At 63.4% G+C, this 22,655-nt stretch carries 23 protein-coding genes; 7 read left to right on the top strand and 16 right to left on the bottom strand.

The features are described 5' to 3' along the window. Positions 1–5 precede the first annotated feature (5 nt). Together LB559_RS11190 and LB559_RS11185 are read right to left on the bottom strand one after the other, a co-directional pair. Positions 6–989, bottom strand: coding sequence for a hypothetical protein (locus LB559_RS11190; RefSeq protein ID WP_224674067.1), 984 nt, complete (start codon positions 987–989; stop codon positions 6–8). 289 nt (positions 990–1,278) lie between these two features. Further along, positions 1,279–1,887, bottom strand: a complete 609-nt coding sequence (locus tag LB559_RS11185) for a TetR/AcrR family transcriptional regulator (RefSeq protein ID WP_013532796.1) — start codon at positions 1,885–1,887, stop codon at positions 1,279–1,281. A gap of 120 nt (positions 1,888–2,007) precedes the next feature. Here LB559_RS11185 and LB559_RS11180 point away from each other — a divergent pair, with 120 nt between their 5' ends. After that, a complete protein-coding gene (locus LB559_RS11180) occupies positions 2,008–3,231 on the top strand; it encodes an MFS transporter (protein ID WP_224674066.1) in 1,224 nt (407 codons plus the stop codon). A 37-nt stretch (positions 3,232–3,268) separates the two neighbouring features. On the opposite strand, the gene LB559_RS11175 is transcribed toward LB559_RS11180, so the two are convergent. From LB559_RS11175 to aroC, 3 genes are all read right to left on the bottom strand, one after another. After that, positions 3,269–3,811 (bottom strand): GNAT family N-acetyltransferase, encoded by a 543-nt coding sequence (locus LB559_RS11175; RefSeq protein ID WP_224674065.1) that lies wholly within the window; start codon positions 3,809–3,811, stop codon positions 3,269–3,271. A 33-nt stretch (positions 3,812–3,844) separates the two neighbouring features. Then, on the bottom strand, positions 3,845–4,945 hold the full coding sequence (ribB, locus tag LB559_RS11170) for a 3,4-dihydroxy-2-butanone-4-phosphate synthase (protein WP_013532799.1): 1,101 nt from the start codon (positions 4,943–4,945) through the stop codon (positions 3,845–3,847). Positions 4,946–5,048: 103 nt separating this feature from the next. Next, the gene (aroC, locus tag LB559_RS11165; RefSeq protein WP_013532800.1) at positions 5,049–6,158 is read right to left on the bottom strand and encodes a chorismate synthase; all 1,110 of its coding nucleotides are present in this window, start codon (positions 6,156–6,158) and stop codon (positions 5,049–5,051) included. 179 nt (positions 6,159–6,337) lie between these two features. On the opposite strand from aroC, the gene LB559_RS11160 reads away from it, so the two are divergent. Further along, entirely contained in the window at positions 6,338–6,598 is a 261-nt protein-coding gene (locus tag LB559_RS11160; RefSeq protein ID WP_013532801.1) for a DUF1344 domain-containing protein, read from the top strand. A 168-nt stretch (positions 6,599–6,766) separates the two neighbouring features. Here LB559_RS11160 and LB559_RS11155 read toward each other — a convergent pair whose 3' ends face one another. The 4 genes from LB559_RS11155 to LB559_RS11140 all read right to left on the bottom strand — a co-directional run bounded on the left by LB559_RS11155 (position 6,767) and on the right by LB559_RS11140 (position 9,815). Next, positions 6,767–7,354, bottom strand: a complete 588-nt coding sequence (locus tag LB559_RS11155) for a histidine phosphatase family protein (protein ID WP_013532802.1) — start codon at positions 7,352–7,354, stop codon at positions 6,767–6,769. 44 nt (positions 7,355–7,398) lie between these two features. Continuing rightward, on the bottom strand, positions 7,399–8,217 hold the full coding sequence (fabI, locus tag LB559_RS11150) for an enoyl-ACP reductase FabI (RefSeq protein WP_013532803.1): 819 nt from the start codon (positions 8,215–8,217) through the stop codon (positions 7,399–7,401). Positions 8,218–8,323: 106 nt separating this feature from the next. After that, positions 8,324–9,253, bottom strand: coding sequence for a DnaJ C-terminal domain-containing protein (locus tag LB559_RS11145; protein WP_024503598.1), 930 nt, complete (start codon positions 9,251–9,253; stop codon positions 8,324–8,326). 100 nt (positions 9,254–9,353) lie between these two features. After that, entirely contained in the window at positions 9,354–9,815 is a 462-nt protein-coding gene (locus tag LB559_RS11140) for an RT0821/Lpp0805 family surface protein (protein WP_013532805.1), read from the bottom strand. A gap of 72 nt (positions 9,816–9,887) precedes the next feature. Between LB559_RS11140 and pdxH the strand changes: the two genes are divergently transcribed. After that, the gene (gene pdxH / locus LB559_RS11135) at positions 9,888–10,505 is read left to right on the top strand and encodes a pyridoxamine 5'-phosphate oxidase (protein ID WP_013532806.1); all 618 of its coding nucleotides are present in this window, start codon (positions 9,888–9,890) and stop codon (positions 10,503–10,505) included. A gap of 9 nt (positions 10,506–10,514) precedes the next feature. On the opposite strand, the gene LB559_RS11130 is transcribed toward pdxH, so the two are convergent. Further along, positions 10,515–11,267: a crotonase/enoyl-CoA hydratase family protein gene (locus LB559_RS11130; protein ID WP_224674064.1), complete on the bottom strand. Its 753-nt coding sequence runs from the start codon at positions 11,265–11,267 to the stop codon at positions 10,515–10,517. Positions 11,268–11,286: 19 nt separating this feature from the next. Continuing rightward, entirely contained in the window at positions 11,287–13,056 is a 1,770-nt protein-coding gene (locus LB559_RS11125; protein WP_224674063.1) for an acyl-CoA dehydrogenase, read from the bottom strand. 214 nt (positions 13,057–13,270) lie between these two features. On the opposite strand from LB559_RS11125, the gene LB559_RS11120 reads away from it, so the two are divergent. Then, positions 13,271–13,489 carry a hypothetical protein gene (locus LB559_RS11120; protein WP_013532811.1) on the top strand — a complete coding sequence of 73 codons (219 nt, stop codon included), beginning with the start codon at positions 13,271–13,273 and terminating at the stop codon, positions 13,487–13,489. A 246-nt stretch (positions 13,490–13,735) separates the two neighbouring features. After that, on the top strand, positions 13,736–14,845 hold the full coding sequence (locus LB559_RS11115; protein WP_224674168.1) for a glycoside hydrolase family 25 protein: 1,110 nt from the start codon (positions 13,736–13,738) through the stop codon (positions 14,843–14,845). Positions 14,846–14,858: 13 nt separating this feature from the next. Here LB559_RS11115 and purD read toward each other — a convergent pair whose 3' ends face one another. Together purD and LB559_RS11105 are read right to left on the bottom strand one after the other, a co-directional pair. After that, entirely contained in the window at positions 14,859–16,136 is a 1,278-nt protein-coding gene (purD, locus tag LB559_RS11110) for a phosphoribosylamine--glycine ligase (protein ID WP_224674062.1), read from the bottom strand. A gap of 278 nt (positions 16,137–16,414) precedes the next feature. Further along, positions 16,415–17,230, bottom strand: a complete 816-nt coding sequence (locus LB559_RS11105; RefSeq protein ID WP_013532814.1) for a phytanoyl-CoA dioxygenase family protein — start codon at positions 17,228–17,230, stop codon at positions 16,415–16,417. A gap of 89 nt (positions 17,231–17,319) precedes the next feature. Between LB559_RS11105 and LB559_RS11100 the strand changes: the two genes are divergently transcribed. Next, positions 17,320–18,231 carry a LysR family transcriptional regulator gene (locus LB559_RS11100; protein WP_224674061.1) on the top strand — a complete coding sequence of 304 codons (912 nt, stop codon included), beginning with the start codon at positions 17,320–17,322 and terminating at the stop codon, positions 18,229–18,231. A 68-nt stretch (positions 18,232–18,299) separates the two neighbouring features. Beyond that, a complete protein-coding gene (gene ubiA / locus LB559_RS11095) occupies positions 18,300–19,283 on the top strand; it encodes a 4-hydroxybenzoate octaprenyltransferase (RefSeq protein WP_024503590.1) in 984 nt (327 codons plus the stop codon). Positions 19,284–19,450: 167 nt separating this feature from the next. Here the strand turns inward: ubiA and LB559_RS11090 are convergent, their stop codons facing one another. From LB559_RS11090 to LB559_RS11080, 3 genes are all read right to left on the bottom strand, one after another. After that, positions 19,451–20,017, bottom strand: a complete 567-nt coding sequence (locus LB559_RS11090; RefSeq protein ID WP_024502652.1) for a DUF6101 family protein — start codon at positions 20,015–20,017, stop codon at positions 19,451–19,453. Positions 20,018–20,203: 186 nt separating this feature from the next. After that, a complete protein-coding gene (locus LB559_RS11085; RefSeq protein ID WP_224674060.1) occupies positions 20,204–21,634 on the bottom strand; it encodes an FAD-binding oxidoreductase in 1,431 nt (476 codons plus the stop codon). Positions 21,635–21,642: 8 nt separating this feature from the next. Further along, positions 21,643–22,617, bottom strand: coding sequence for an L-threonylcarbamoyladenylate synthase (locus LB559_RS11080; protein ID WP_224674059.1), 975 nt, complete (start codon positions 22,615–22,617; stop codon positions 21,643–21,645). Between the last annotated feature and the right edge of the window lie 38 nt (positions 22,618–22,655).

The raw sequence follows: 22,655 nt of genomic DNA, 5'->3' as shown, positions 1-22,655 counted from the left end.
GCCGATCAGGGTGTGGCGCCGGCCGTACCCCAGCGCGAACCGCCGAAGGAGGCGAGCGCCTTGTCCTTGAGCTCCCTGAACTTCGACGACGCCTCGGCCAACCGGGCGTCCCAGGCCGGATCCGGCACCTGGCCCGCGATGGTCTTGAAATAGACCTGCATCAGGCAAGCGATGGCGAAAGGCTCGATGAAGGCCGCCTTGAACGCCCAGGCGAAGACGACGGCGAGCACGAAGGCCCAGCCGGCGAGCTGGCCGGGCATCAGGAACAGAATGGCGCCGGCAGGCGCCAGCATCATCAGAAAGATGACGAACGACACGCCCCACATGATGACCGCCAGCCAGACGGCGTTCTTGACCATGACCTTGCCGTTCTGGGCATAGAGCACGACGCCTTGGCGCGCCGTCTCGAAGGGTGAGGCTGAATTGATGCGGATGTTGTAGCCGAGGATGATCTCGTCGACATAGGTCAGCGACAGGCGGATCACCGTGTTGATGAAGGAGACCAGGCCGCTCAGGCCCGGTATCGGCAGGAAGGCGGCGATACCGCCGAGCAGGCCGGTGATGGCGCGGATGGCACCCTTGACGAGTTGGTCGACGACGAAAAGGATGTTGGCCTCGGCGAAACGCTGGGTCACAACATCCCTGGCGTAGGCGATCTGGTCCTGACCTGCGGGAATGTCGCGGCCGTCGATCAGATGAACTATGACGGCGATGTGGCCGGCCTTGACGATATAGAGGATGTATTCGCGGATCCAGTAGACCGCGATCGAGACGATGCCAAACCCGACCACGCCGCCCCACAGGGCAAAGGACATGGGCCCGTCGGGATCGGTGGAGATATGGCCGACGCCATAGCCGACCGAGGCACCGGTGCCGGTCGCCATGATGTAGGCCAGCGTGATGCCGAAATAGACGATCATACGAAAGAAGATGAACGGCCAGGTCCGCATCATGATGGACACCGACCGGCCGATCTCGAAATCCCACATGTGCCCCGAATCTCCGCCTCAGAGATGGTGGAAGAAGATGAACTCAACCCGGCGATTGTCAATTGCCGGCCCCTGACGCCGAAGCGCGACGAATTCGGGGCAACGGTTTTCTTTCGCAGCCTTTCGCCGGCGCGTTGTCTGACGGAGCATCAAACGAAAAACCCGCCTGTGCGGCGGGTCACCGGCGCAAATCAGCACCATGGACGAATATGTACCTTAGCTGAGGGCAGATGTCAAGAAAAAATTCCTATCGGGAACAGCTGCCGGCACGAAAGCTCCGGTGGGAACTTCAATTCGACTGCGGATCCGGCTTCTTGAGCAGGCCTTCGAGCAGTTGCTTGAACGCCGTCACCACCTTCTTGGACGTCGCTTCGGGGTCGTCCGAATTGGCGATCCGTTGCGCTGCCTGGCTGCTCGCTCCGTTGATCAGTCGCGAGGCCGTCTCGGGGTCGAGGCTGGAGACAACGACCCCCTCCTCCTGCAGCGCGGTCAGATGATCGGTCATTGACACGATGCACGCACTGGCATTCGGCCATTGCGCTGGATCCCCCAGCACGGCCGGGCCATCCCGGAACATGATGCGCTGGATTTCCGGCTCCAGCGCCATCTCGATATAGGTCGAGCACTCGTCGACGAAATGCTGCCAGCGGGTCGGCGCTCTCGACGCGACCTCATTGATGCGCGCCGCCATCTCGCCGTCGATCTGGGCTATGACCGCCTGCAGCAGCCCCTTCTTGTCGCCGAAATGATGATAGAGCGCGCCGCGCGTCAGCCCGGCCGAAGCGGTGAAATCATCCATCGAGGCTTCCGCATAGCCTGTTGTGCCGAAGGCATGGCGGGCCGCCGCGATCAGCTTTGCGCGCGTCTCGGCGATCATCTCCTTGCGGGGTCTGTGCATGGCTTCCGGCCCTATTCACATACGTAACGTATGCCAATTGACATACGCGGCGTATGCTCTATTTAACAATCATACGCTTCGTATGTAATTGCCGAATCGTCCTTTGTCGAGGAACCACTCATGCAAAATCCCTATGCGGAAATCTTTCGTGCCCCCGGAGCCAAGGGCTTTGCGGCCGCCGGATTCATGGCGCGCCTGCCGATCGCCATGGCGCCCATCGGCATCGTGGCGATGCTGTCGCAGACGCGTGGCGAATACTGGCTGGCCGGAGCCGTCTCGGCAACATACGCTCTGGCCAACGCTTTCGTTGCGCCGCAGATATCGAGATTGGTGGACCGCCTGGGCCAGACACAAATCGTCGTGCCCACCACCATCATCGCGGTGCTGGCTTTCGCCGTCCTGATAGCGGCGGCCAACCAGGACTGGCCGGTGTGGACGCTGTTCGTGTCGGCCCTACTGGCCGCGGCCATGCCAAGCATGCCGGCGATGGTGCGGGCGCGCTGGACAGAGATTTTCCGCGGACGGCCGCAGATGAACACCGCATTCGCCTTCGAGTCCGCGGCCGATGAACTGGTCTATATCGCCGGGGCATCGCTATCGGTCGGTCTCAGTGCTGCCCTGTTCCCGGAAGCCGGCGTTCTGGTGAGCACATTATTTCTCGCATTCGGATCAGCGGCCTTCATCCTGCAACGCTCGACGGAGCCGCAAGTGCGGCCGGTGGACCATGGCTCAAGCGGCTCGGCGATCCGCCTGCGGCCGGTTCAGATCATCACCTTCGCCCTGATCTTCATCGGCGCGACCTTCGCGACGACGGAAGTCAGCACCGTAGCGATCACCAAGGAGCTTGCCCAGCCCGGCGCCGCCAGCCTTGTCATCGGCGTTTATGCGCTGGGATCGTTCGTGCTCGGCATCATCGTCGGCGCGCTCAGCCTGAAGGCGCCGCTGCAACGCCAGCTCGCCATCGCGGTCGCCCTCGTCGCGCTCGGCACGCTGTTGCCGCTCACCGCCGACACCGTGCCACTGCTGGCGCTGACCGTGTTCATCAGCGGCGTGGCGATCTCGCCGACCTTCATCACCGCCTTCGGCCTGATCGAGCGGCATGTGCCGGAGGCGATGCTGACCGAAGGCATTACCTGGGTCATGACCGGCATCGGCATCGGCATGGCGCTCGGCTCGTTCGCGGCCGGCGCGGTGGTCGATGCGTTCGGTGCCCAGAACGGGTTCTGGGTCTCTGTGGCTTCAGGCACGATCGCGCTGGCCACGGTGCTGCTTGGCCAGCGCAGCCTTGCCACGGCTGAGTGCGAGACGGACGGATGCGAAGCAGCCGCGATTGCTGCGGAATAGTTCCGGCGCGCCCGGGCCTTAGGCCGGGCCCGCCGCTCTAGGCGGCCGGGCCTGAAATATTGACTCTTCTTGGGTGCGCCAATGCCAAAACTATCGTTGGCGCCCCGTGCAGCATCACCTCTTTTTCGAAGACGAAGCCACATTTCTCCAGCACCCGTCGCGAAGCCGGATTGGCGGGGCGGACGAGGCCGACAACCCGATCGGCACGCAAGGGGCCGAACGCGGTGCGCAGTGCTTCCATCACCAATTCCGTGGCATAGCCATGTCCCCAGCTCGCCGGATGAAGATGATAGGACAGGTTCAGACCGTCGAAATCCGCCGATACCGTGACGCCGCCGAAGCCGATCAACTTTCCATCCGCCTCGACCGCCCAGCGGCCAAAGCCGTGCTTGTCCCAATGGCCGATGTCGCGCGTCAGCCGCGCGACGCTCTGCTGGGGTGTATCCGGAACAGGGTCGGGGCGATGCGCAACAAGTTCCCGGCGCGAAAAGAGATCGATTAGGAAATCCAGATCAGTCTCTTCTGGGCGGCGCAGCAAAAGCCGCTCGCTGCGCTGGCTGGTAGGCAGAGACGCATTCATCCGTCTTCTCCGGCAACCGGATCGGCGGGAGGCTCAGAGGATCTCCGTCTTGGCGATGTGGATGCCAAAACCTTCGAGGCCGACATAGTGGCGTTCGCGCGAGGCGATCAGGTTGATCGAGGAGATGCCGAGATCCTTGAGGATCTGGGCGCCTAGCCCGATCTCGCGCCACTCGTTTTCGCGGCGGCGCGCCTCTTCGTGATCCTCGCGGTCGCCGCTTGCCGGCCGCTTGCGCTCCTGATGCGCAACGCCGACGGAGCCTTCTCTGAGATAGACGATGACACCGCGCCTGCGCTCGCCCATTGTCTTCATGATGGCGTCGAGCCGGTGGCTGGTGCCGAAGACATCGGTCACCACATCCTCGGAATGCAGACGCACCGGCACGTCCTCGCCGTCACGAATGTCGCCGAAGACGATGGCGACGTGATGCATGGAGTCCCACGGCAGCGTGTAGGTGAAGACCTGTGCCTTGCCGCCGAGCGTGTCGATTTCCGAGCAGGCGACGCGTTCGACCAGCGTTTCCTTGCGCTGCCGGTAGGCGATGAGGTCGGCGACCGAAACCTGCTTGAGGCCATGCTCCTCGGCGAAAGCCTGCACCTGCGGACCGCGCTTGACGGTGCCGTCATCATTGACCAGCTCGGAAATGACGCCAACCGGCGGCAGGCCGGCGAGCTTGCACAGATCGACCGCTGCTTCGGTATGGCCTGAGCGCATCAGCACGCCGCCTTCGCGCGCAATCAGCGGAAAGATGTGGCCGGGCCGGACGAAATCCGAGCCACCGACATTGCCGTTGGCAAGATTGCGAACGGTCAAAGTGCGATCTTCGGCCGAGATGCCGGTCGTGGTGCCATGCTTGAAATCGACACTGACGGTGAAAGCGGTGGTGTGGGCGGAATCGTTGTCGGCGACCATGGGGGCAAGGTTCAGCCGCTTGGCTTCTTCGCGCGGCATCGGCGTACAGACGATGCCGGAGGTGTGGCGAACGATGAACGCCATCTTTTCGGGCGTGCAGTGGACAGCGGCGACGATCAGGTCGCCCTCGTTCTCGCGCCCGTCATCATCCATGACGACGACGATCTCGCCGCGTTCGAAAGCACGCAGGGCTTCGACGATTTTCTTCTGGTCGTAAGGCATAAGTGCTCGCTTTGCTCGCAGGGGAATAAGGGAGTAGGGCAGTAAGGGAGTAGGGAAAAGCAAAAAGATTTGGCCGGCCGGGCTAAGAGCGAAACATATTCCCCTATTCCCCTATTCCCCTCCCCGTCTGTCCCCGATGCCGCAGATAATGATCGGCGATCGCACAGGCAACCATTGCCTCGCCGATCGGCACTGCGCGGATGCCGACGCATGGATCGTGGCGGCCCTTGGTCATGATCTCGACGTCCTTGCCGTCCTTGTCGATCGACTTTCGCGGGGTCAGGATCGACGAGGTCGGCTTGACGGCGAAACGGGCGACGATCGCCTGGCCGGTCGAGATGCCGCCGAGGATGCCGCCGGCATTGTTGGACAGGAACACCGGCTTGCCGTCATTGCCGATGCGCATCTCGTCGGCATTCTGCTCGCCGGTGATGCGGGCGGCCTCGAAGCCGTTGCCGATCTCGACGCCCTTGACCGCGTTGATCGACATCAGGCCGGAGGCGATGTCCTGGTCGAGCTTGGCATAGATCGGCGCGCCGAGGCCCGGTGGAACGCCGTCGGCGACGATCTCGATCACCGCACCGACCGAGGAGCCCGCCTTGCGGATGCCGTCGAGATACTGCGTGAAGACAGGAACGGAAGCCGGATCGGGGGTGAAGAACGGATTTTCCGCATCGCCGATGAAATTCCAGTTCCAGTTGGCGCGATCGATGGATTTCTCGCCCATCGACACCAGCGCACCGCGCACCACCACGCCGGGCACCACCTTGCGCGCCAAGGCACCGGCCGCCACTCTGGCTGCCGTCTCGCGGGCCGAGGAGCGGCCGCCGCCACGATAATCGCGCACCCCGTATTTGACGTCATAGGTGTAGTCGGCATGGCCGGGCCGGTACTGGCGGGCGATCTCGCCATAATCCTTTGAACGCTGGTCGACATTCTCGATCAGCATCGACACCGGCGTGCCGGTGGTGATCATCGTCTCGCCGTCCTCGTCGAGGATGAAACCTGACAGCACCTTCACTTCATCTGGTTCGCGACGCTGCGTCACGAAACGTGACTGTCCCGGCCGGCGCTTGTCGAGTTCGGCCTGGATCTCGTCGCGCGTAAAGCGGATGCCGGGTGGACAGCCGTCGACCACGCAGCCGAGCGACGGGCCATGGCTTTCGCCCCAGGTGGTGACGCGGAAAAGGTGGCCGAACGTGTTGTGAGACATGAAATGACCCTGCCCGGCATCGGAGCCGGCTGAAGATTGCGTTCTATTGGCGTTTTTCACAGGGGTCAAACTGTGATCTGGCGGATTTAGTTTTGACACATTCGGTTGGTTTCTGCTCTGCTCCATCCGCTGTTGAACAGCCCGCCGCCATGCCGGTGCAATGATAAAGAGGAACGATTATGCGTACCCTGATTAGCGCCGTTGCCGCCACGCTGCTGCTTTCCACCGCCGCTTTCGCCGGCCAGACCGAAGGCCTGATCAAGAAGATCGACAAGGACACGGCGACGCTGACGCTGGATGACGGCAAGTCCTACAAGCTGAACGCAGAGACCGATCTCGACGCGCTGAAGCCGGGCATGGACATCGTTATCGCCTACGATGTGACCAATGGCGAAAACGTCATCACCGACATGGAACTGCCGGACAGCTCAGCCAATTAGAGCGTCCAACCTCAATTGAATGCAGTGTTTGCGGTTCAGCTTTCGCCGAGCCGCCTGCGAAATGGCCTAGAGCGTGTCGCGTCTGAACGGATTCAGGCGACCCGCTTTAGGTCTTCGTTTTATGCATGTCGTTCTCCCAAAACCGGGGCCAATTTTGGGTGACATGCATCAAAGCCACTCCAGACTCTTGCCTTCGAGCTTGAGCAGGCGATCCTGCGGTATTTCCAGGTTCGCTGCCTCGTCCTCGGCCAATCCCAGAACGAAACGAAACAAGGTGCGCATGACGCCGCCATGGGTCACGCATATCGTCTGGCGTTCGATCGCGTCGAAGCATGGCCTCACCCGTTCGAGCAGCATCTGATAGCTCTCGGCGCCTTCGCCGGGCGGCTGGAAGTTCCACTTGTCCAGAGCACGCGTCCCGCTTGCTCCGGGATACCGCGTCTCCAGCTCGGGAAAGGTAAATCCCTGCCAATCGCCGAAATTGACCTCGACGAGGCGCGGATCGGTTCGATAGGCATCCGGATCCAGCTTCATCGCGGCGCGAATACGCTGCATCGTTTCGCGCGTCCGTTTCATCGGACTGGCGACGAAGTCGAATTCCCAGGGATCTGGAACCAACGCAGCTAGCCGAAGCCCGTTGCCGGTCGCCTGTTCGCGGCCAAGAGCATTGAGATCGGTGTCAGCCTGCCCCTGAAGCCGCATTTCGGCGTTCCACGCGGTCTGGCCGTGGCGCGCGATATAAACCAGCGGGTACATCAGGTCTTCCGGTGCGGATCGGGACGGACGACGGTTGGGGGGTGCTAGTCCTTGACCGTCGAAATATCAGGCGCGTCGACCGCCTTCATGCCGACGACGTGGTAGCCCGAATCGACGTGGTGCACTTCACCGGTGACGCCGCGCGACAGATCGGACAGGAAATAGACGCCGGAATCGCCGACTTCCTCCTGCGTCACCGTCTGCTTCAGCGGCGAATTGTACTCGTTCCACTTCAGGATGTAGCGGAAATCGCCGATGCCGGAAGCGGCAAGGGTCTTGATCGGGCCGGCCGAAATGGCGTTGACGCGGATCTTCTTGGCGCCGAGATCGACCGCCAGGTAGCGCACGCTGGCCTCGAGCGCCGCCTTGGCGACACCCATGACGTTGTAGTGCGGCATCACCTTTTCGGCGCCGTAGTAGGTCAGCGTCAGCAGCGAGCCGCCATCGGTCATCAGCGCCTCGGCGCGCTTGGCGATGGTGGTGAAGGAATAGACCGAAATGTCCATTGTGCGCAGGAAATTGTCGCGTGAAGTCTCGACATAGCGGCCGGTCAGCTCATCCTTGTCGGAGAAGGCAATGGCGTGGACGAGGAAATCAAGCTTGCCCCAATGTTTGGCGACATTGGCGAAAACCTCATCCAGGCTCGCCGGATCGGTGACGTCGCAATGGCCGGCGACAAAGGCGCCTAGTTCCGCCGCCAGCGGCTCGACACGCTTCTTGAACGCCTCGCCCTGATAGGTCAGCGCTATCTCGGCGCCATGATCGACGCAGGCCTTGGCGATGCCATAAGCGATCGACCTATTGTTGGCGACGCCAAGAATGAGGCCGCGCTTGCCGGCCATTAGGCCCTGTCCACCCGCCATGTGAGCGCTCTCCGCAAGATTTCAGCTTTGTGGGTTGCCCTATCGCACAGGCACAGAGCCCCTTCAAGCGCTCAAAACGGACAGTTCAGGGGACAAAAGCCGCCGATCAGCCTTTTTGGCTGCGCAACAGCGCTTCGAGTGCGCTATCACCGCCTTCCGGCAGCATGATACGCACATGAGCGTAGAGATCGCCGTGACCGCCGGCCTTTTCCGGCAGGCCCCTGCCCTTCAGCCGCAGGACCTTGTCGGAGCTCGACCAGGCCGGAATGTTGACCGCCAGCCTGCCGGTCGGCGTCTCGACAGGCACCTTGGCGCCGAGCACGGCATCCGCCAGTGCCACCGGCAGATCGGCGTGCAGGTCGCGGCCTTCGATGCGGTAGCGTGGATGCCGGCGCAGATGGATCTTGACCAGCGCGTCGCCTGGCTGGCCCGGCCCCTGCTCGCCTTGGCCCTTGAGGCGGATGGTCTGGCCATCCTCGACATAGGCCGGCAGCTTGACCGCCACCTTGCGGCCGTCGGGGAACATCGCCGTCACCTTTTCAGCGGTCGCCGCTTCCTCGATGGTGACGTCGAGCGTCACATTCAGATCGGCAGCGGTCGCCTGCTGGCGGCGATCGCCCATGCCGGGACCGCGCGCGCCAGAAAAAGTGTCGCCAAAAATCTGGCTGAAGATGTCGCTGTTGCCGTCGAACGGATCGCCACCGGGTCGACCGGAGCGGAACTCGAACCGCGACCCGCCCGGACCTTGCTGCCGGCGAAAGCCGCCAAACGGATCGCCGCCACCGGCAGCGCCCTCAAAGCCCTGGAATCGCGGCTTGCCGTCGGCGTCGATCTCGCCGCGATCGAAAGCGGCGCGATTCTTTTCGTCGCCGACGATCTCGTAGGCCTGGTTGGCTGCGGCAAAACGGTCCTTCGCCTTTGGATCATTCGGATTCTGGTCCGGATGATGCTTTTTGGCGAGTTTCCGGTACGCCGACTTTATGTCTTTGGCCGATGCGTTCCTGGCAACGCCCAGCACCTCATAGGGGTCGCGCATGCTTACTGCCCTGGAGAAGAGTTGAGTCTCTGGTTGCCTCTTATATGCGCTCCCATAGGAAGAAATTCCAGTGCTGGAGCCGCATATCAGACGCGGAAAATCAGAGCGCCTTGAAGTCCTGCATGCGCCAGCCGCCGGCGCTGGCCAGGCACAGTTCGCCTTCGAACATGGCAACGCCGTCAAAGCTTTCGCGCGAGGCCTTGAAGCGGCGGCAGGTCTGGCCGTTGTCCTTCAATTCCGCCAGATCGGTGATGGAACCGCGCGAGCCGGTACCGGCATTGGCCCATGGGACGGCCTGCCCGCCGAGCTGCTCGATGTCGGCCGAGGAGACTGCATTGCCGATCGTCGTCTGGTCGGAGTCGCGATCCAGACTGGCCGGCGCGGCCGAGGCCGATGTGCTGCTGGTCAGAATCGAGCGGTCGACTTCGGCTTTTTCCAGGCTGAAGCCGCCGGCGCCACAAGCGGCAAGCGGCAAGGCGACCGCCACGATCGCGGCTTTCGCGCTGGCCGAAGCGATAACGCTCCATTGCCTGCTGTCAAAAGCTTGCGCGATAAGCGACAATCGGCAGCCTCCCCCTTGCTTCGTTAAGAATCTTGGCTTTGTAAGAATCTTCGTGACAATTTGAGAAAAACTATGAGTGACACTGAGTTAACAAGCGGTGACTTTACCGAGGCTGCCGAGCCGTTTCGCCTGTTTGCCGCATGGCTGGACGACGCCACGAAAAGCGAGCCGAACGACCCCAACGGCGTGGCCCTGGCGACCGTCGATACCGACGGCATGCCGGATGTGCGCATGGTTTTGCTCAAGGGGTTCGATGAAAGCGGGTTTGTCTTCTACACGAATTTCGAGAGCGCCAAGGGCCAGGAGATTCTTGGCAGCATGAAGGCGGCGATGTGTTTCCATTGGAAATCACTGCGCCGCCAGGTACGCATTCGCGGACCGGTGGAGATCGTCAGCGACGCCGAAGCCGACGCCTACTATGCGACACGGCCGCGCGGCAGCCGCATCGGCGCATGGGCCTCGAAACAATCGCGGCCGCTGGAAAGCCGCTTTGCGCTGGAGAAGGCAGTGGCCGAATACACGGCACGCTATCCGATCGGCGAGATCCCGCGGCCAAAGCACTGGTCCGGCTTCCGAATCGTGCCCACGACAATCGAGTTCTGGCACGACAGGCCGTTCCGCCTGCACGACCGGCTCGTCTTCAGCCGCAACGCGAAAGGCGCCTGGGACAAGACGAGGCTTTATCCCTGAAGAAGAGGCTCAGGCCTTCTTTCTCGTCATGAACGCGGTGAGCGCGGCGCGCGCCTCATCGGACTTCAGGCGCTCGCGAAAATGCTCGCTTTCCTCGCCGATGCGGGCGACGAGGTCGTCGCGCGAGCCGCGCATCAGGTCGCGCGCGATCTTCAACGCCTGCGGCGGCTTGGCCGCGATCTGGCCGGCGGCCGCCAGCACCGAGGCCTCCAGTGCTGCTTCCTCGACGATCTCGTAGATCAGGCCGGCGGCCTTCGCCCGTTCAGCCGAAAAGCCCTCGCCGAGGCCGAGCAGCGCGAAGGCACCCTGCTGCCCGAGGATGCGCGGCGCCAGGAGGCTCGATCCCGCCTCGGGCACCAGGCCAAGGTCGACGAAAGGCGTCCTGAATACGGTGCGCGGCGTGGCAAAGGTCAGGTCGCAATGCAGGTTGAGCGTCGTGCCAATGCCGACCGCGATGCCATCGACGCCGGAGACCATGGGTTTTTCGACCCTGGCCAGCGCCATCAGGAAGTCCCAGACTTCGGTGCCGCCGTCACCGCCGGTGGCGATGACCATGAAATCGGCAAGGTCGTTGCCTGAGGAGAAGGCGCCGGGCACGCCGAGAAAGACATGGACGCGGATCTCCGGGTCGGCGTCGCCTTCGGCCAGACTTTTTGACATTTTCGCATACATGGCGCGCGTCAGCGCGTTCTTCTTGTCCGGCCGGTTCATGCGGATGATCTGGATGGCGCCCTGGCGCTCGACGAGGATATGGTCTGTCACGGTTCTTTCCTTGTGAACGTCAGGCGGAAATCAGCGTTTTTCCGGCAGCGGCGAGGCTTTCGGCGCCATCGATGACGCGTGCCCGCAAAGCGCTGACCTCGCCGAGCAGGTTTTCGGCGAAGAAGCGGCAAAGGGGAATACGGCCTTGATCGGCAAGAGCGCCGCGCGCCAGATAGGCGCCGCCGGCGGCAAGCGAGATCAGCCTGAGATAGGGCGTCGCGCCCGCCAGCGCCTCGTCCGCCCGGCCTTCGGCCGCCAGTTTCTGCAGGAAGCGGGTCGCTTCGCTGAGATCGCCAAGTGCCGCGTCGAGAGCGTCGGCGGTGCGGCCGAAACCCTGCAGGTTCGAGGTCCGCACCGCTGCGGCCATATCAGCCAGTTCGGCGATATAACCATGCACATGGTCGCCGCCGCCGAGCGGCAGCTTGCGCATCACCAGATCGATCGCCTGAATGCCGTTGGTGCCCTCGTAGATCGGGGCGATGCGCGCATCACGATAGAAGGCGGCCGCTCCCGTCTCCTCGATGAAGCCCATGCCGCCATAAACCTGGAGGCCGAGTGAGGCAACCTCGACGCCGATATCGGTCGAGAACGCCTTTGCCAGCGGCGTCAGCAGATTGGCGCGGTCGCGCCAGTGGGCCGCCTCGTCACCGGCGGAGACACGGGCCATGTCGATGGCGTGGGCACAGGAATAGCTGATGGCGCGCGCGGTCTGGGTCAGCGCCTTCATGGTCAGCAGGTTACGCTGGACATCGGGGTGATGGACGATAGGCGCCATACCCGTGCCAGTGTAGCTCGCGGCCTTGCCCTGCCGGCGTTCATTGGCATAGGCGATCGCCTTCTGCGTTGCGGCTTCCGCGACCGCTACCCCCTGCATGCCGACACAAAGCCGCGCATTGTTCATCATCGTGAACATGCAGGCGAGGCCCTTGTTCTCCTCGCCGATCAGCCAGCCGACGGCGCCGGGCTTGGCGCCCTGGAAACCATCGCCATAGATCATGGTGCAGGTCGGCGAGGCATGGATGCCGAGCTTATGTTCAAGTCCGGAACAGAAGACATCGTTGCGCGCGCCGAGCGCGCCATCGTCGCCGACCAGGAATTTCGGCACCAGGAACAGCGATATGCCGCGCGTGCCGGCCGGCGCATCGGGCAACCGCGCCAGCACCAGATGGATGATGTTGTCGGTGAAGTCGTGCTCGCCATAGGTGATGAAGATTTTCTGGCCGAAGATGCGGTAGCTGCCGTCACCCACCGGCTCCGCGCGGGCGCGCAAGGCGGCGAGGTCCGAACCGGCTTGCGGCTCGGTCAGGTTCATCGTGCCCATCCACTCGCCGGAGACGAGCTTTTCGAGATACTTTGCCTTGAGGTCTGTGGAGGCGTGTTTGTCGAGCGCTTCGACAGCGCCCATGGTCAGCGTCGGGCCGATGCCGAAGGCCATGGCGGCGGAGTTCCACATTTCGAGCGCGGCAACGCCAAGCATGGTCGGCAGCGCCTGGCCGCCATATTCCTCAGGCCCGGAGAGCGCATTCCAGCCACCATCGATCCAGCGGCGATAGAGTTCCTTCCAGCCGGGCGGTGTGGTGACGGCAGCGTCCTTCAGCACGGCACCTTGCCGATCGCCGATCGTGTAGAGCGGTGCGACCTCTTCAGTGGCGAAGCGGCCGGCCTCGCCAAGAACGGCATCGACCAGGTCATCGCCGAGATCGCCGAACCTGCCGGCATCGAGCGCCGATTTCATGCCGGCGACGTGCTTGAGCGTGAAAGCAATATCCTCGACCGGTGCCCTATACATGCCGCTCACTCCTCCCGATGCATCGGCCCGTCCAATCCTAGAGCCGGTGCCGCTGCAAAACCACCCGCCGTATCAGCGCTCTCCCATCTTCTTTTTACGTAAACGTCAAATTTTGTCACGCGGATTTTGCAATCGCGGCGGCGCGTATTAAGTTCAATCCATGCCGGATCAAGTCGACCGGCGACGGATCAGAACCAGCCAACCGGAACCGCCCATGCTTGCCAGACCCGACGCCTATCGCTGCATCGAATGCGGCCTGCCCTATCGAGCGGAGGGGTTCTGCTACCATGGCGGCAGACTGGACCACGGGGCCGCCTACTGGTCGGATCGCGGCATATTATGCTCGCCGCAATGCTCACTCGCCCACCACCGCAAACGCGCCGCCGAGGGCACGCTGCGGCAAGAGCCGGCTCCGGACCCGTTTGAATTCTAGCAGCTGATGCGTCGCCAGCTTTTCTGAAGTCAGCCCCGAAAGTACTTCCTTAACCATAGCCGTTCAGGATTTGTCTTTGATCAACGGGGATTCCCTGTTTTGGAAAGGACGGCGCGCCTCCTTCGCCGCTTGAAGAGTGTCGTGCCGACGCCCTTCAAGCCATTGTTTCCTCCGCATGTCGTTGCCCCAAAACCGCTGCACACTTTTGGGCGACATGCGCTGGCGCTTCTCGCCTTGGCGGCGACGATGGCGCTGTCCACGGCGGCAAAGGCTTCGGATTTTTCCGAACCCTGGAAGAACGCCGACCGCGCTTTGGTGGTCGATGCCTACGAATACAATTCCATCGGTTGGGCCCAACTCGCCACCGACAAGCGGGTCGTCGGCTTCATCAACAAGGCCTCCGACGGCATGCCGCCGCCCTATTTCTGCCTGGGCAACGACATTGAGGTGAAGCTTTGCAAGGCGCTGTGGAAACGCCATGCGGTGACGCGCGAACTGTTCCAGACGCGCCGGGTGGTGGCCAAGGCACTCGGCCTGAAATGGGGCGCCTATCACCTTGCCCGCCCCGGCAATCCGGTCGAGCAGGCCAACAATTTCCTCGATTTCGCCGAGCCTGCGCCGGACGATCTCATGGCTCTCGACATTGAGGGCAATGATCCCTCGCAATGGATGTCGCTCGACGACGCCGAGGAGTTCGTGCGCCAGGTGCATCGGCGCATCGGCCGTTTCCCGGTGCTGTACACCAACGGCAAGACCGCCCAGTACATTGCCGACAACAGCTACCGATACCGGCTCCTGTCGCGGCTACCGCTCTGGTATGCCCGCTACACCAACGACATCGACGTGCATTTTCCGATGGGCAACTGGCAAGGCTACGCACTGTGGCAGTTTTCGGCGCAAGCCAATTGCGGCCGTTTCCGCTGCCCTTACAGGGTTGCCGGCACGCCTAACGACATAGACGTCAATGTCGCGCCGACAGACGCCGCAACGCTGCGCGCGCAATGGCCGTTCGGCGGGCTTATCGACGTGCCGCCGGACTATCTCGCCTCCATACCGCTACCGGTTTCACGCGAGGCCGGCCTCGCCGGCAATGTCACCATCACCTATGCGTCTGTGGCCGCGCCGCCGACTTTCGAGGACATGGTCGCAGCGTTGAGCACACGCTGGTCCCGTTTCCGCGACGGCTTCCGCATGCCAGTCGTGAAGACGGTGCCCAGGAGACCGAGTTTCGGCATTGTCCAATATGTCGCCTGGAAGCGGACCGAGCGGCGTTCGCCCGCACAACTCGACGCTGCCTTTGCCGCTGCCGATCCGCTCAGCACCGCGTCCACCGAACTCGATCGCGGCCAGCGGTAAGCCAACGCGGACTTCAGGCTCCCTGTTCGCGCGCCACCGCCTGCCAGCCGATATCGCGGCGGCAGAACCCGTCCGGCCAGTCGATGCGGTCGAGCGCAGCATAGGCTCGTTTCTGTGCCTCGCCGACCGTGGCGCCTGATGCCGTCACGTTGAGGACGCGGCCGCCATTGGCCACCAGCGCGCCGCCATTGATGGCGGTGCCGGCGTGGAAGACCTGGACGCCGTCGTTTGCCGCATCTTCGACGCCGCGGATGACCGAGCCCTTTTCCGGCGTGCCGGGATAGCCTCTCGCCGCCATCACCACGGTCAATGCCGCCTCGTCGCGCCAGCGCACCGAAGTATGTGCCAGCTGGCCGTCGGTTGCCGCGTTGAGCAGGACCAGCAGATCATCCTTCAGCCGCATCATCAGCACCTGGCATTCCGGATCGCCGAAGCGGGTGTTGTATTCGATCAGTCTTGGCCCCTTGTCGGTGATCATCAGCCCGGCAAACAGCACGCCGGAAAAAGGCGCGCCCAGTTCGGCCATGCCGCGCATGGTCGGCTCGATGATCTCACGCATGGTGCGCTCGACCAGTTCCGGCGTCATCACCGGTGCCGGCGAATAGGCCCCCATGCCGCCAGTGTTCGGACCGGTGTCGCCGTCGCCGACGCGCTTGTGATCCTGCGCGGTGCCGAAGGGCAGTGCGGTGGTACCGTCGCAGAGGCAGAAGAAGCTCGCCTCCTCGCCGGTCATGAATTCCTCGACCACAACTTCCGCGCCGGCGGCGCCGAAGGAACCATCGAAGCAGGCATCGAGTGCTGCCTGTGCTTCACTGAGCGTCATGGCGACGGTGACGCCCTTGCCGGCAGCGAGCCCGTCGGCCTTGATGACGATCGGCGCCCCGGTCTTTTCGACATAGGCTTTGGCCGAGGCCAGGTCACTGAAACGGCCATAGGCGGCGGTCGGGATGTTGTAGCGGGCGCAGAGGTCCTTGGTGAAACCTTTCGAGCCTTCCAGCCGTGCCGCTGCCTTGGAGGGACCGAAGACGCGGATATTTTCGGCGCGCAGATCGTCGGCAATGCCGGCGACCAGCGGGCCTTCCGGACCGACCACGACGAGGTCGATTTTTTTCTCCCGGCAGAATGCGGTGACCGCGGCGTGATCGGCGATGTCGAGCTTGACCAGTTCGGCCTCGCCGCCAATGCCCGGATTGCCGGGGGCGGCATAAAGCTTCGTCAGCAGCGGCGACGCGGCGATCTTCCAGGCGAGCGCATGTTCGCGGCCGCCGGAGCCCAGAAGAAGAACGTTCATGGCCACCTCTTGATGCCGAAATTCTGCTCTGGCGGCCATCTGATGGCGTTTTCTGCGCTTCCCGTTCTACTGCGTGCAGTAGAACTGAGCTCACGGACCAAATGTCCGCTCCGCTGCGGTTCTCGAAACCACCACCATATGACTCGCCAGAGCGAATTTCGAAACAGTCTCTTGGAGACCCGCTATTGCTCTCCGGGCGACGGGTCAAGGCATCAGGGTGTTTAGATCGCAATTGCGCACGGGAACGTTATCCCCGCGGCCAATTTTCTGGCGATTCGCTAGGCGGAGAAAACCACCGGAAACCAGTCCTCGCGCAGCCTCTCGCCCGGCTGCATGCCATGGCCGTGATAGGGCGGCGAGGTACGGCCCGGCCGCTCGACATAGCGCGCATCGTCACCGACCCAGCGCAGCGACAGCGCCCGGCGCCGCGCCGCGGTCATATTGCCACGCGCGCCATGCGCGGTCCTGAAGTCGAACAGGATGGCGTCGCCCGGCTCCATTTCCCATTCGAGCACCTTCATCGACGGATCCTTGTCGGGATCGGGCACCGGCAGATAGTCGCCCTCGCCGGCATAGAAATTGCTATCGTCGAGCCAGCGCACCGGCAGGATCATCTTGTCCCATTTGTGCGAGCCGGCGATCAGCCGCAGCGTCGCCTCTTTCACCGGGTCGATGGGTATCCAGAAGCTCACCGTCTGTTGGCCATCGACGAAATAGTAGGGGATGTCCTGATGCCAGGGCGTCGGCTTCTGCGTGCCGGGTTCCTTCACCAGCACATGATCATGGAAGAACTGCGCGGTGCGCGACTGCATCACCGCCGCCGCCAGTTCGGCGGCGGGTGAGTCCCGTACCAGGCTGACGAATTCGGGGATGCGCTCCCAGTTGCAGTAGTCATCGAAGAAACTACCGCGACCGTTGGCTATGTCGGATGCGGTGGCGCTGCGGTTCTGCATGTTGCGTTCGATGCCGGCGGCAATCGTGTCGACCCAGCCCTTGAAGGCGCCGCGAATGCAAACAGCGCCGTCACGCTGATAATCGGCAATCGTGGACGCGCCGATCCTGGTGGCGTCGAGGGTGGCAGTCCGGGAAGCCATGGCGTTCTCCTCTTGGAATAAAGCCACTATCGCAACAGTTAGTCATTCGGTAAAATAATAACTTTCGATCTGACATATAGAATGCCCCTATGAGTGTGACTCTCACGCAGCTGCGCTATCTGGTTGCCGTGGCGCGTCACGGCAGCGTCACCGGCGCGGCAAAGATGCTGAACGTCTCTCAGCCTTCGATTTCGGTGGCGATCGACGCGGTTGAAAAGAATTTCGGCCAGAAACTGTTCGTCCGCCAGCGGGGAAGCGGCGTGTCGCCGACATCGTTCGGCCGCGCCGTCGTGGCCAAGGCAAGGCAGGTTCTCACCGAAACGGAGGAACTCATCGGCCTGGGTTCAAGCAAATCGGCTGTCAGCGGCGAGTTGGTGTTGGGATGCTTCGAGGATCTGGCGCCTTTCTTCGCGCCGGCTTTGATCCGCGCCTTCTCCGAACGCTATCCGGCCGTCAAGATCGTCGTTCGCGACGAGACGTTCGAGACGCTGGGTCGACGGCTGGGTGACGCGGCCATCGATCTCGGCCTGACTTATGATCTCAGCCTGCCGACGCATTTCGCCCGCATCATGCTGCGTGAACTTCGCCCGCACGCGCTGTTGCCGGCAGGCCATGCCCTGGCGGATCGCCCGTCGGTCAGCCTTGCCGATCTGGCCGCCTATCCGCTGATCACCACCGACCAGCCGCACAGCTGGCAGCATATGCTCGACCTGTTCCGCAGCCGCGGCCTTTCGCCTGTGGCCGACATGACGACAAGCTCGTTCGAACTGCAACGGAGCATGGTCGCCAACGGCTTCGGCGTTGCGGTCAGCTACACCCGCCCGCATGGCGACCGCAGCTATGACGGGCTGCCGCTCATCTGCAGGCCGCTGTCCGATCCGCTGCCCATGCAGCGGATCCTGCTTACCCATGACACGCATCAGCGTGTGTCGAATGCAGCGCTGGCCTTCGTCGAGGTGGCCAAGGACTGGTTCGCCACCCGCGACATCTTTGCCTCGTGAAAGGCTGACGGGCGCCGCGTCTCCGCTTGCCGCTTGACGGTTTCCGCCGCTGCTGCCACTCCATGGGCATGGAAACCATCCAGTCGAAAGCGGCCCAGGGCCGTGTCGCCGATGCGCCGAACGGCCATTGGGTCTACCGCGTGCTGCCGCGCTCGATATGGCCCTATGCGCAGCTTGCGCGGTGGGACAGGCCGATAGGCTGGCAACTGCTGCTGTGGCCGTGCTGGTGGTCGGCGGCCTTGGCGGCGAGCGCCTATCCGCGTCCGGGCGACCCGCTGCTCTCGCTGCTGCCGGCGCCTTTGTATCTCGTGCTTTTCCTGGTCGGGGCCATCGCCATGCGCGGCGCCGGCTGCACCTACAACGACCTCGTCGACGAGGACATCGACAGCCAGGTGGAGCGCACGCGCTCGCGACCGCTGCCGTCAGGCAAGGCGACGCGCCGGCGGGCATGGCTGTTTCTCGTCCTGCAGGCCCTGGTCGGCCTCGTCGTGCTCATCCAGTTCAACAGCTTCGCCGTCCTGCTCGGCATCTGTTCGCTGGCGGTCATAGCCATTTACCCGTTCATGAAGCGGATAACCAACTGGCCCCAACTTGTGCTCGGCCTTGCTTTTTCCTGGGGCGCGCTGATGGGATGGGCGGTCGAGTTCGGCGATCTCGATGGGCCTGCTGTCATGCTCTATATCGGCTCGATCCTGTGGGTGATCGGCTACGACACGATCTACGCGCACCAGGACAAGGAAGATGACGCCATTGTCGGCGTGCGCTCGACGGCACGCCTGTTCGGCGACAACACCAAGGCCTGGCTGGCCGGACTTTATGGCGGCGCGCTGATCTGCTTTGCCATCGCCTTCGCGTCGGCGCAGGCGCCGGTGGTGGCGCTGGCCGGGCTGATCGCCGCCGGCGCCCATATGGTGCGGCAGATCGCCGTGTTGGATATCGACAATCCGGACCAATGCCTACGGCTGTTCAGGTCGAACAACCAGGTCGGCTGGCTGATCTTCCTCGGCCTGATCGGCGGCGCTGTGTGGGTGGCTCTGAAGCCGCTGGTTTAGCGGGCTTTTTCCCTTCTCCCCTTGTGGGAGAAGGTGGATTGGCGCGCAGCGCCAAGACGGTTGAGGGGTGCTGGACGGAGTGCCGGCGTTGCCAAGCTGGAACACCCCTCATCCGACCGAGCTTCGCTCGGCCACCTTCTCCCACAGGGGGAGAAGGAAGATCCATCCTAATCCCTCGAAATGATCTCCTGGCCGTCGATGACCAGCCTGAGACCGAGGTCGCCAGCTCTGCGGCGAGCGAGGAAACGCGGGCGGCGCGTGTTCGAAATCCGCCCCTTGCGCCGATCCTGCGGCGGCAGCGTCTTGATGGCGGCGCCGAGCGATTCTTCCAGGGTGCGGGCAACGCCGTCCGATTCGATGAGCAGCATCGGCAGGCGGTAAGCGTCGGCCCAGGCGCGCCAGTCGGCTGCGACATCGTCGAGATCGTCGGCCACCAGCAGCGGCACCGACAGCATCGGGTCGTTGTGCAGGAGTTCCAGGGTCACCGTGACATTGCCGTCCGGATCCTCCATGGCGCGGGCGGCAACGCCGCGGAACGCATTGGAAGGCAGAACGATGATCGCGGGCAGGCCGCTCATCTCGAGCAAGCGGCGGATCACGGCGCCGCGCTGGTCGATGGTGAAGGTTACATCGCCGTAGTCGTCGCGAGTCGCGTAGCTCACCACTTGCGGCAGGCGGAATGGGTCGAGACGCATGTTGCGTCCCGCCCAGACTGGCTTCAGTCCGGTGTTCATAGAGTGGCCTTCCTGTCTGTCTCCTGAGAGCCGGTGTCCGGTTCTCTCCGGGCCGGTTTTTCCAGCCTCGTTTGTATGGAGACAGTAGCGCGGGCTCCTTACCGCCCCGCTTAAGAAAGTCGGTTAAATTTTGCTGATCTCAGGGATGGTTATCGGAATCCCACCAACCACAAGATGTCGAAAGGATCAGATAACCTTACCCGGATTCATGATGCCGGCCGGGTCGAAAGCGGCCTTCACCCTTCGCATCAGATCGATCGCCGTCGGCGGCGCGGTGGCGATCAGTTCGTCGCGCTTCAACTGGCCGATGCCATGCTCGGCCGAGATCGAACCGTGCAGGCTGCGCACCACATCGTGCACCGCCTTGTTCATGGGGTGATAGAGAGCGAGGAACGCCTCATCGTCGCCGTCGACGGGCCGGGAAATGTTGTAGTGGAGATTGCCGTCGCCCATATGGCCGAAGCAGACCACGCGCGCGCCGGCGCTCACCGACGCCACCGCGCCGGCGGCTTCTTCGATAAAACGCGGGATCGAGGCAATAGGCACCGAAATGTCGTGCTTGATCGAGGCGCCCTCCGGTTTCTGCGCCTCGGGCAGCAACTCACGGAAATTCCAGAAGGCATCGCCCTGCGCGAGACTCGCGGCAATGACGGCGTCGCCGACGAATTCCTGTTCGAGGCCAGCCGACAGCACATCCTCGATCAACGCTCTCGAATCCTCCGACGAACGGCCTGATGAAATCTGCATCAGCACGTACCACGGCCAGTCCTCGATCAGCGGCCGCACCACACCCTGGGCATGCGCCAGGGTGAAATCATATGGCCGCCTGCCGATCAGTTCGAAAGCGGTGAGTGCTGCCCCGGCACGGTCCATGGCCAGGCCGAACAGCGAAAGTGCCGCCTCGGGCGACGACAGGCCGACGAAGGCGACTTCGCGCCCCTTCGGCTTCGGGAACAGCTTCAGCACGGCGGCGGTGATGACGCCGAGCGTGCCTTCGGCGCCGACGAACAGGTTTTTCAGATCGTAGCCGGTGTTGTCCTTCTTCAGCTTGCGCAGGTCGTCGAACACCTCGCCGGTCGGCAGCACCACCTCGACACCGAGGCAAAGTTCACGCGCATTGCCATAGGCAAGCACGCCGGTGCCGCCGGCATTGGAGGAAAGATTGCCCCCGATCTGGCAGGAGCCTTGCGCGGCCAGCGACAGCGGGAACAGCCGGTCGGCGGCGTCGGCTGCCTCCTGCAGCGTCTGCAGGATGACACCGGCCTCGACCGTCACCGTGTTGGACAGGATATCGATCTCGCGGATGCGGTTCAGCCGCGACAGCGACAGGACGATTTCGCGCCCGGACCTGTCCGGCACCTGCGCGCCGACCAGCCCGGTGTTGCCGCTTTGCGGCACGATCGGCGTTCCCGTCTCGGTCGCCAGCCGCATGATCCGGCTGACCTCGTCGACGCTGCCCGGCCGCAGCACCAGCGACGTCGCGCCGTGCCAAAGCCCACGTCGCTCAATGAGGTAGGGCGCGATGTCCTGCTGATCACGCAGTGCATATCTGTCGCCGACGATCGCCGTGAAGCGATCGATGAGGGCGGGATCGAGTGTCTTTGTGATTTCGATCATGGGGGAAACTATGTTGCGGGTTGCGTGATGTCACGAGGGGCGGCTGCACGCGACAGCCGATCGTTGATCGCTTCGCCGAGCCCGTCGCAGGGAATAGGCTCGACGGCGATGGTGCGCGCGCCGCTGCGGTCGAGTGCCTGCATACAAGCGAACAGATTGCTTGCCGCTTCGCGCAGGTCCCCGGTTTCGGACAAATTGAGGAAGGCTTCGGCGCGGCGCCAGCCGTCCGCCCGTTGGCTGCCGAAGCCGAGCAAAGCCTCGCCCTCGCCGACCGTGCCGGCATTGAGCCGCATCGCGGCACCTGGCGCATAATGCGAGGCAAGCATGCCCGGCGCCTCGATACTGGCGGTGCCGCCGCGCAACAGTTCCATGCCGATGGCCGCCTCGATCTCCTCGGCGGCGATGCCGCCGGGCCTCAGCAGCCGCATTCTTTCCCCCTCGGCCTTGAGAATCGTCGATTCCAGCCCGACCGGGGTCGCGCCGCCATCGACCACCAGCTTTATCCGCGCACCGAGATCGGCTGCCACCGCTTGCGCGGTCGTTGCGCTGATCCTGCCGGATGAATTGGCGCTGGGCGCGGCAAGCGGGCGGCCGAGCCTGGCGATCAGATCGCTACCAAAGCCCCTCGGCATGCGCAAGGCGATTGTATCGAGCCCGGCGGTGACCAGCGGATGGATGCCGTTGCCGGGCCGTTGCGGCAGCACCAGCGTCAGCGGACCGGGCCAGAACGCCAGCGCCAGTTTCCTGGACAGCGGATCGAACAGCGCGAGGCGCTCGGCCATCGCCATGTCGGCGACATGGGCGATCAGCGGGTTGAAGCGCGGCCGCCCCTTGGCTTCGAAGATGCGCGCGACGCCGATGCCGTTGGTCGCGTCGCCGGCCAGCCCGTAGACGGTTTCCGTCGGGATGGCGACGACATCGCCCTCCCTGAGCAGCGCCAGCGCCCGCTCCAGCGCCTCGCCCGAGCCAAGTATTTCAGCCACTCTCGTCACCTCACAGATGCGGGGTGCGTAGTACGATG

It is taken from the genome of Mesorhizobium sp. BR1-1-3, from assembly GCF_020165455.1.
Classification (GTDB): Bacteria; Pseudomonadota; Alphaproteobacteria; order Rhizobiales; family Rhizobiaceae; genus Mesorhizobium; species Mesorhizobium ciceri.
This window is presented reverse-complemented; position numbering and strand designations above follow the sequence as displayed.

Bases quoted from the DNA above. Each gene is read 5' to 3' on its own strand.
- LB559_RS11185 (WP_013532796.1), bottom strand. From the start codon at position 1,887: ATGCACAGACCCCGCAAGGAGATGATCGCCGAGACGCGCGCAAAGCTG.
- LB559_RS11190 (WP_224674067.1), bottom strand. From the start codon at position 989: ATGTGGGATTTCGAGATCGGCCGGTCGGTGTCCATCATGATGCGGACC.
- LB559_RS11120 (WP_013532811.1), top strand. From the start codon at position 13,271: ATGCTTGCCAGACCCGACGCCTATCGCTGCATCGAATGCGGCCTGCCC.
- purD (WP_224674062.1), bottom strand. From the start codon at position 16,136: ATGAACGTTCTTCTTCTGGGCTCCGGCGGCCGCGAACATGCGCTCGCC.
- LB559_RS11175 (WP_224674065.1), bottom strand. From the start codon at position 3,811: ATGAATGCGTCTCTGCCTACCAGCCAGCGCAGCGAGCGGCTTTTGCTG.
- pdxH (WP_013532806.1), top strand. From the start codon at position 9,888: ATGAGTGACACTGAGTTAACAAGCGGTGACTTTACCGAGGCTGCCGAG.
- LB559_RS11090 (WP_024502652.1), bottom strand. From the start codon at position 20,017: ATGAACACCGGACTGAAGCCAGTCTGGGCGGGACGCAACATGCGTCTC.
- ubiA (WP_024503590.1), top strand. From the start codon at position 18,300: ATGGAAACCATCCAGTCGAAAGCGGCCCAGGGCCGTGTCGCCGATGCG.
- aroC (WP_013532800.1), bottom strand. From the start codon at position 6,158: ATGTCTCACAACACGTTCGGCCACCTTTTCCGCGTCACCACCTGGGGC.
- fabI (WP_013532803.1), bottom strand. From the start codon at position 8,217: ATGGCGGGTGGACAGGGCCTAATGGCCGGCAAGCGCGGCCTCATTCTT.
- LB559_RS11105 (WP_013532814.1), bottom strand. From the start codon at position 17,230: ATGGCTTCCCGGACTGCCACCCTCGACGCCACCAGGATCGGCGCGTCC.
- LB559_RS11125 (WP_224674063.1), bottom strand. From the start codon at position 13,056: ATGTATAGGGCACCGGTCGAGGATATTGCTTTCACGCTCAAGCACGTC.
- LB559_RS11155 (WP_013532802.1), bottom strand. From the start codon at position 7,354: ATGTACCCGCTGGTTTATATCGCGCGCCACGGCCAGACCGCGTGGAAC.
- LB559_RS11160 (WP_013532801.1), top strand. From the start codon at position 6,338: ATGCGTACCCTGATTAGCGCCGTTGCCGCCACGCTGCTGCTTTCCACC.
- LB559_RS11085 (WP_224674060.1), bottom strand. From the start codon at position 21,634: ATGATCGAAATCACAAAGACACTCGATCCCGCCCTCATCGATCGCTTC.
- LB559_RS11180 (WP_224674066.1), top strand. From the start codon at position 2,008: ATGCAAAATCCCTATGCGGAAATCTTTCGTGCCCCCGGAGCCAAGGGC.
- LB559_RS11145 (WP_024503598.1), bottom strand. From the start codon at position 9,253: ATGCGCGACCCCTATGAGGTGCTGGGCGTTGCCAGGAACGCATCGGCC.
- LB559_RS11100 (WP_224674061.1), top strand. From the start codon at position 17,320: ATGAGTGTGACTCTCACGCAGCTGCGCTATCTGGTTGCCGTGGCGCGT.
- ribB (WP_013532799.1), bottom strand. From the start codon at position 4,945: ATGCCTTACGACCAGAAGAAAATCGTCGAAGCCCTGCGTGCTTTCGAA.
- LB559_RS11115 (WP_224674168.1), top strand. From the start codon at position 13,736: ATGGCGCTGTCCACGGCGGCAAAGGCTTCGGATTTTTCCGAACCCTGG.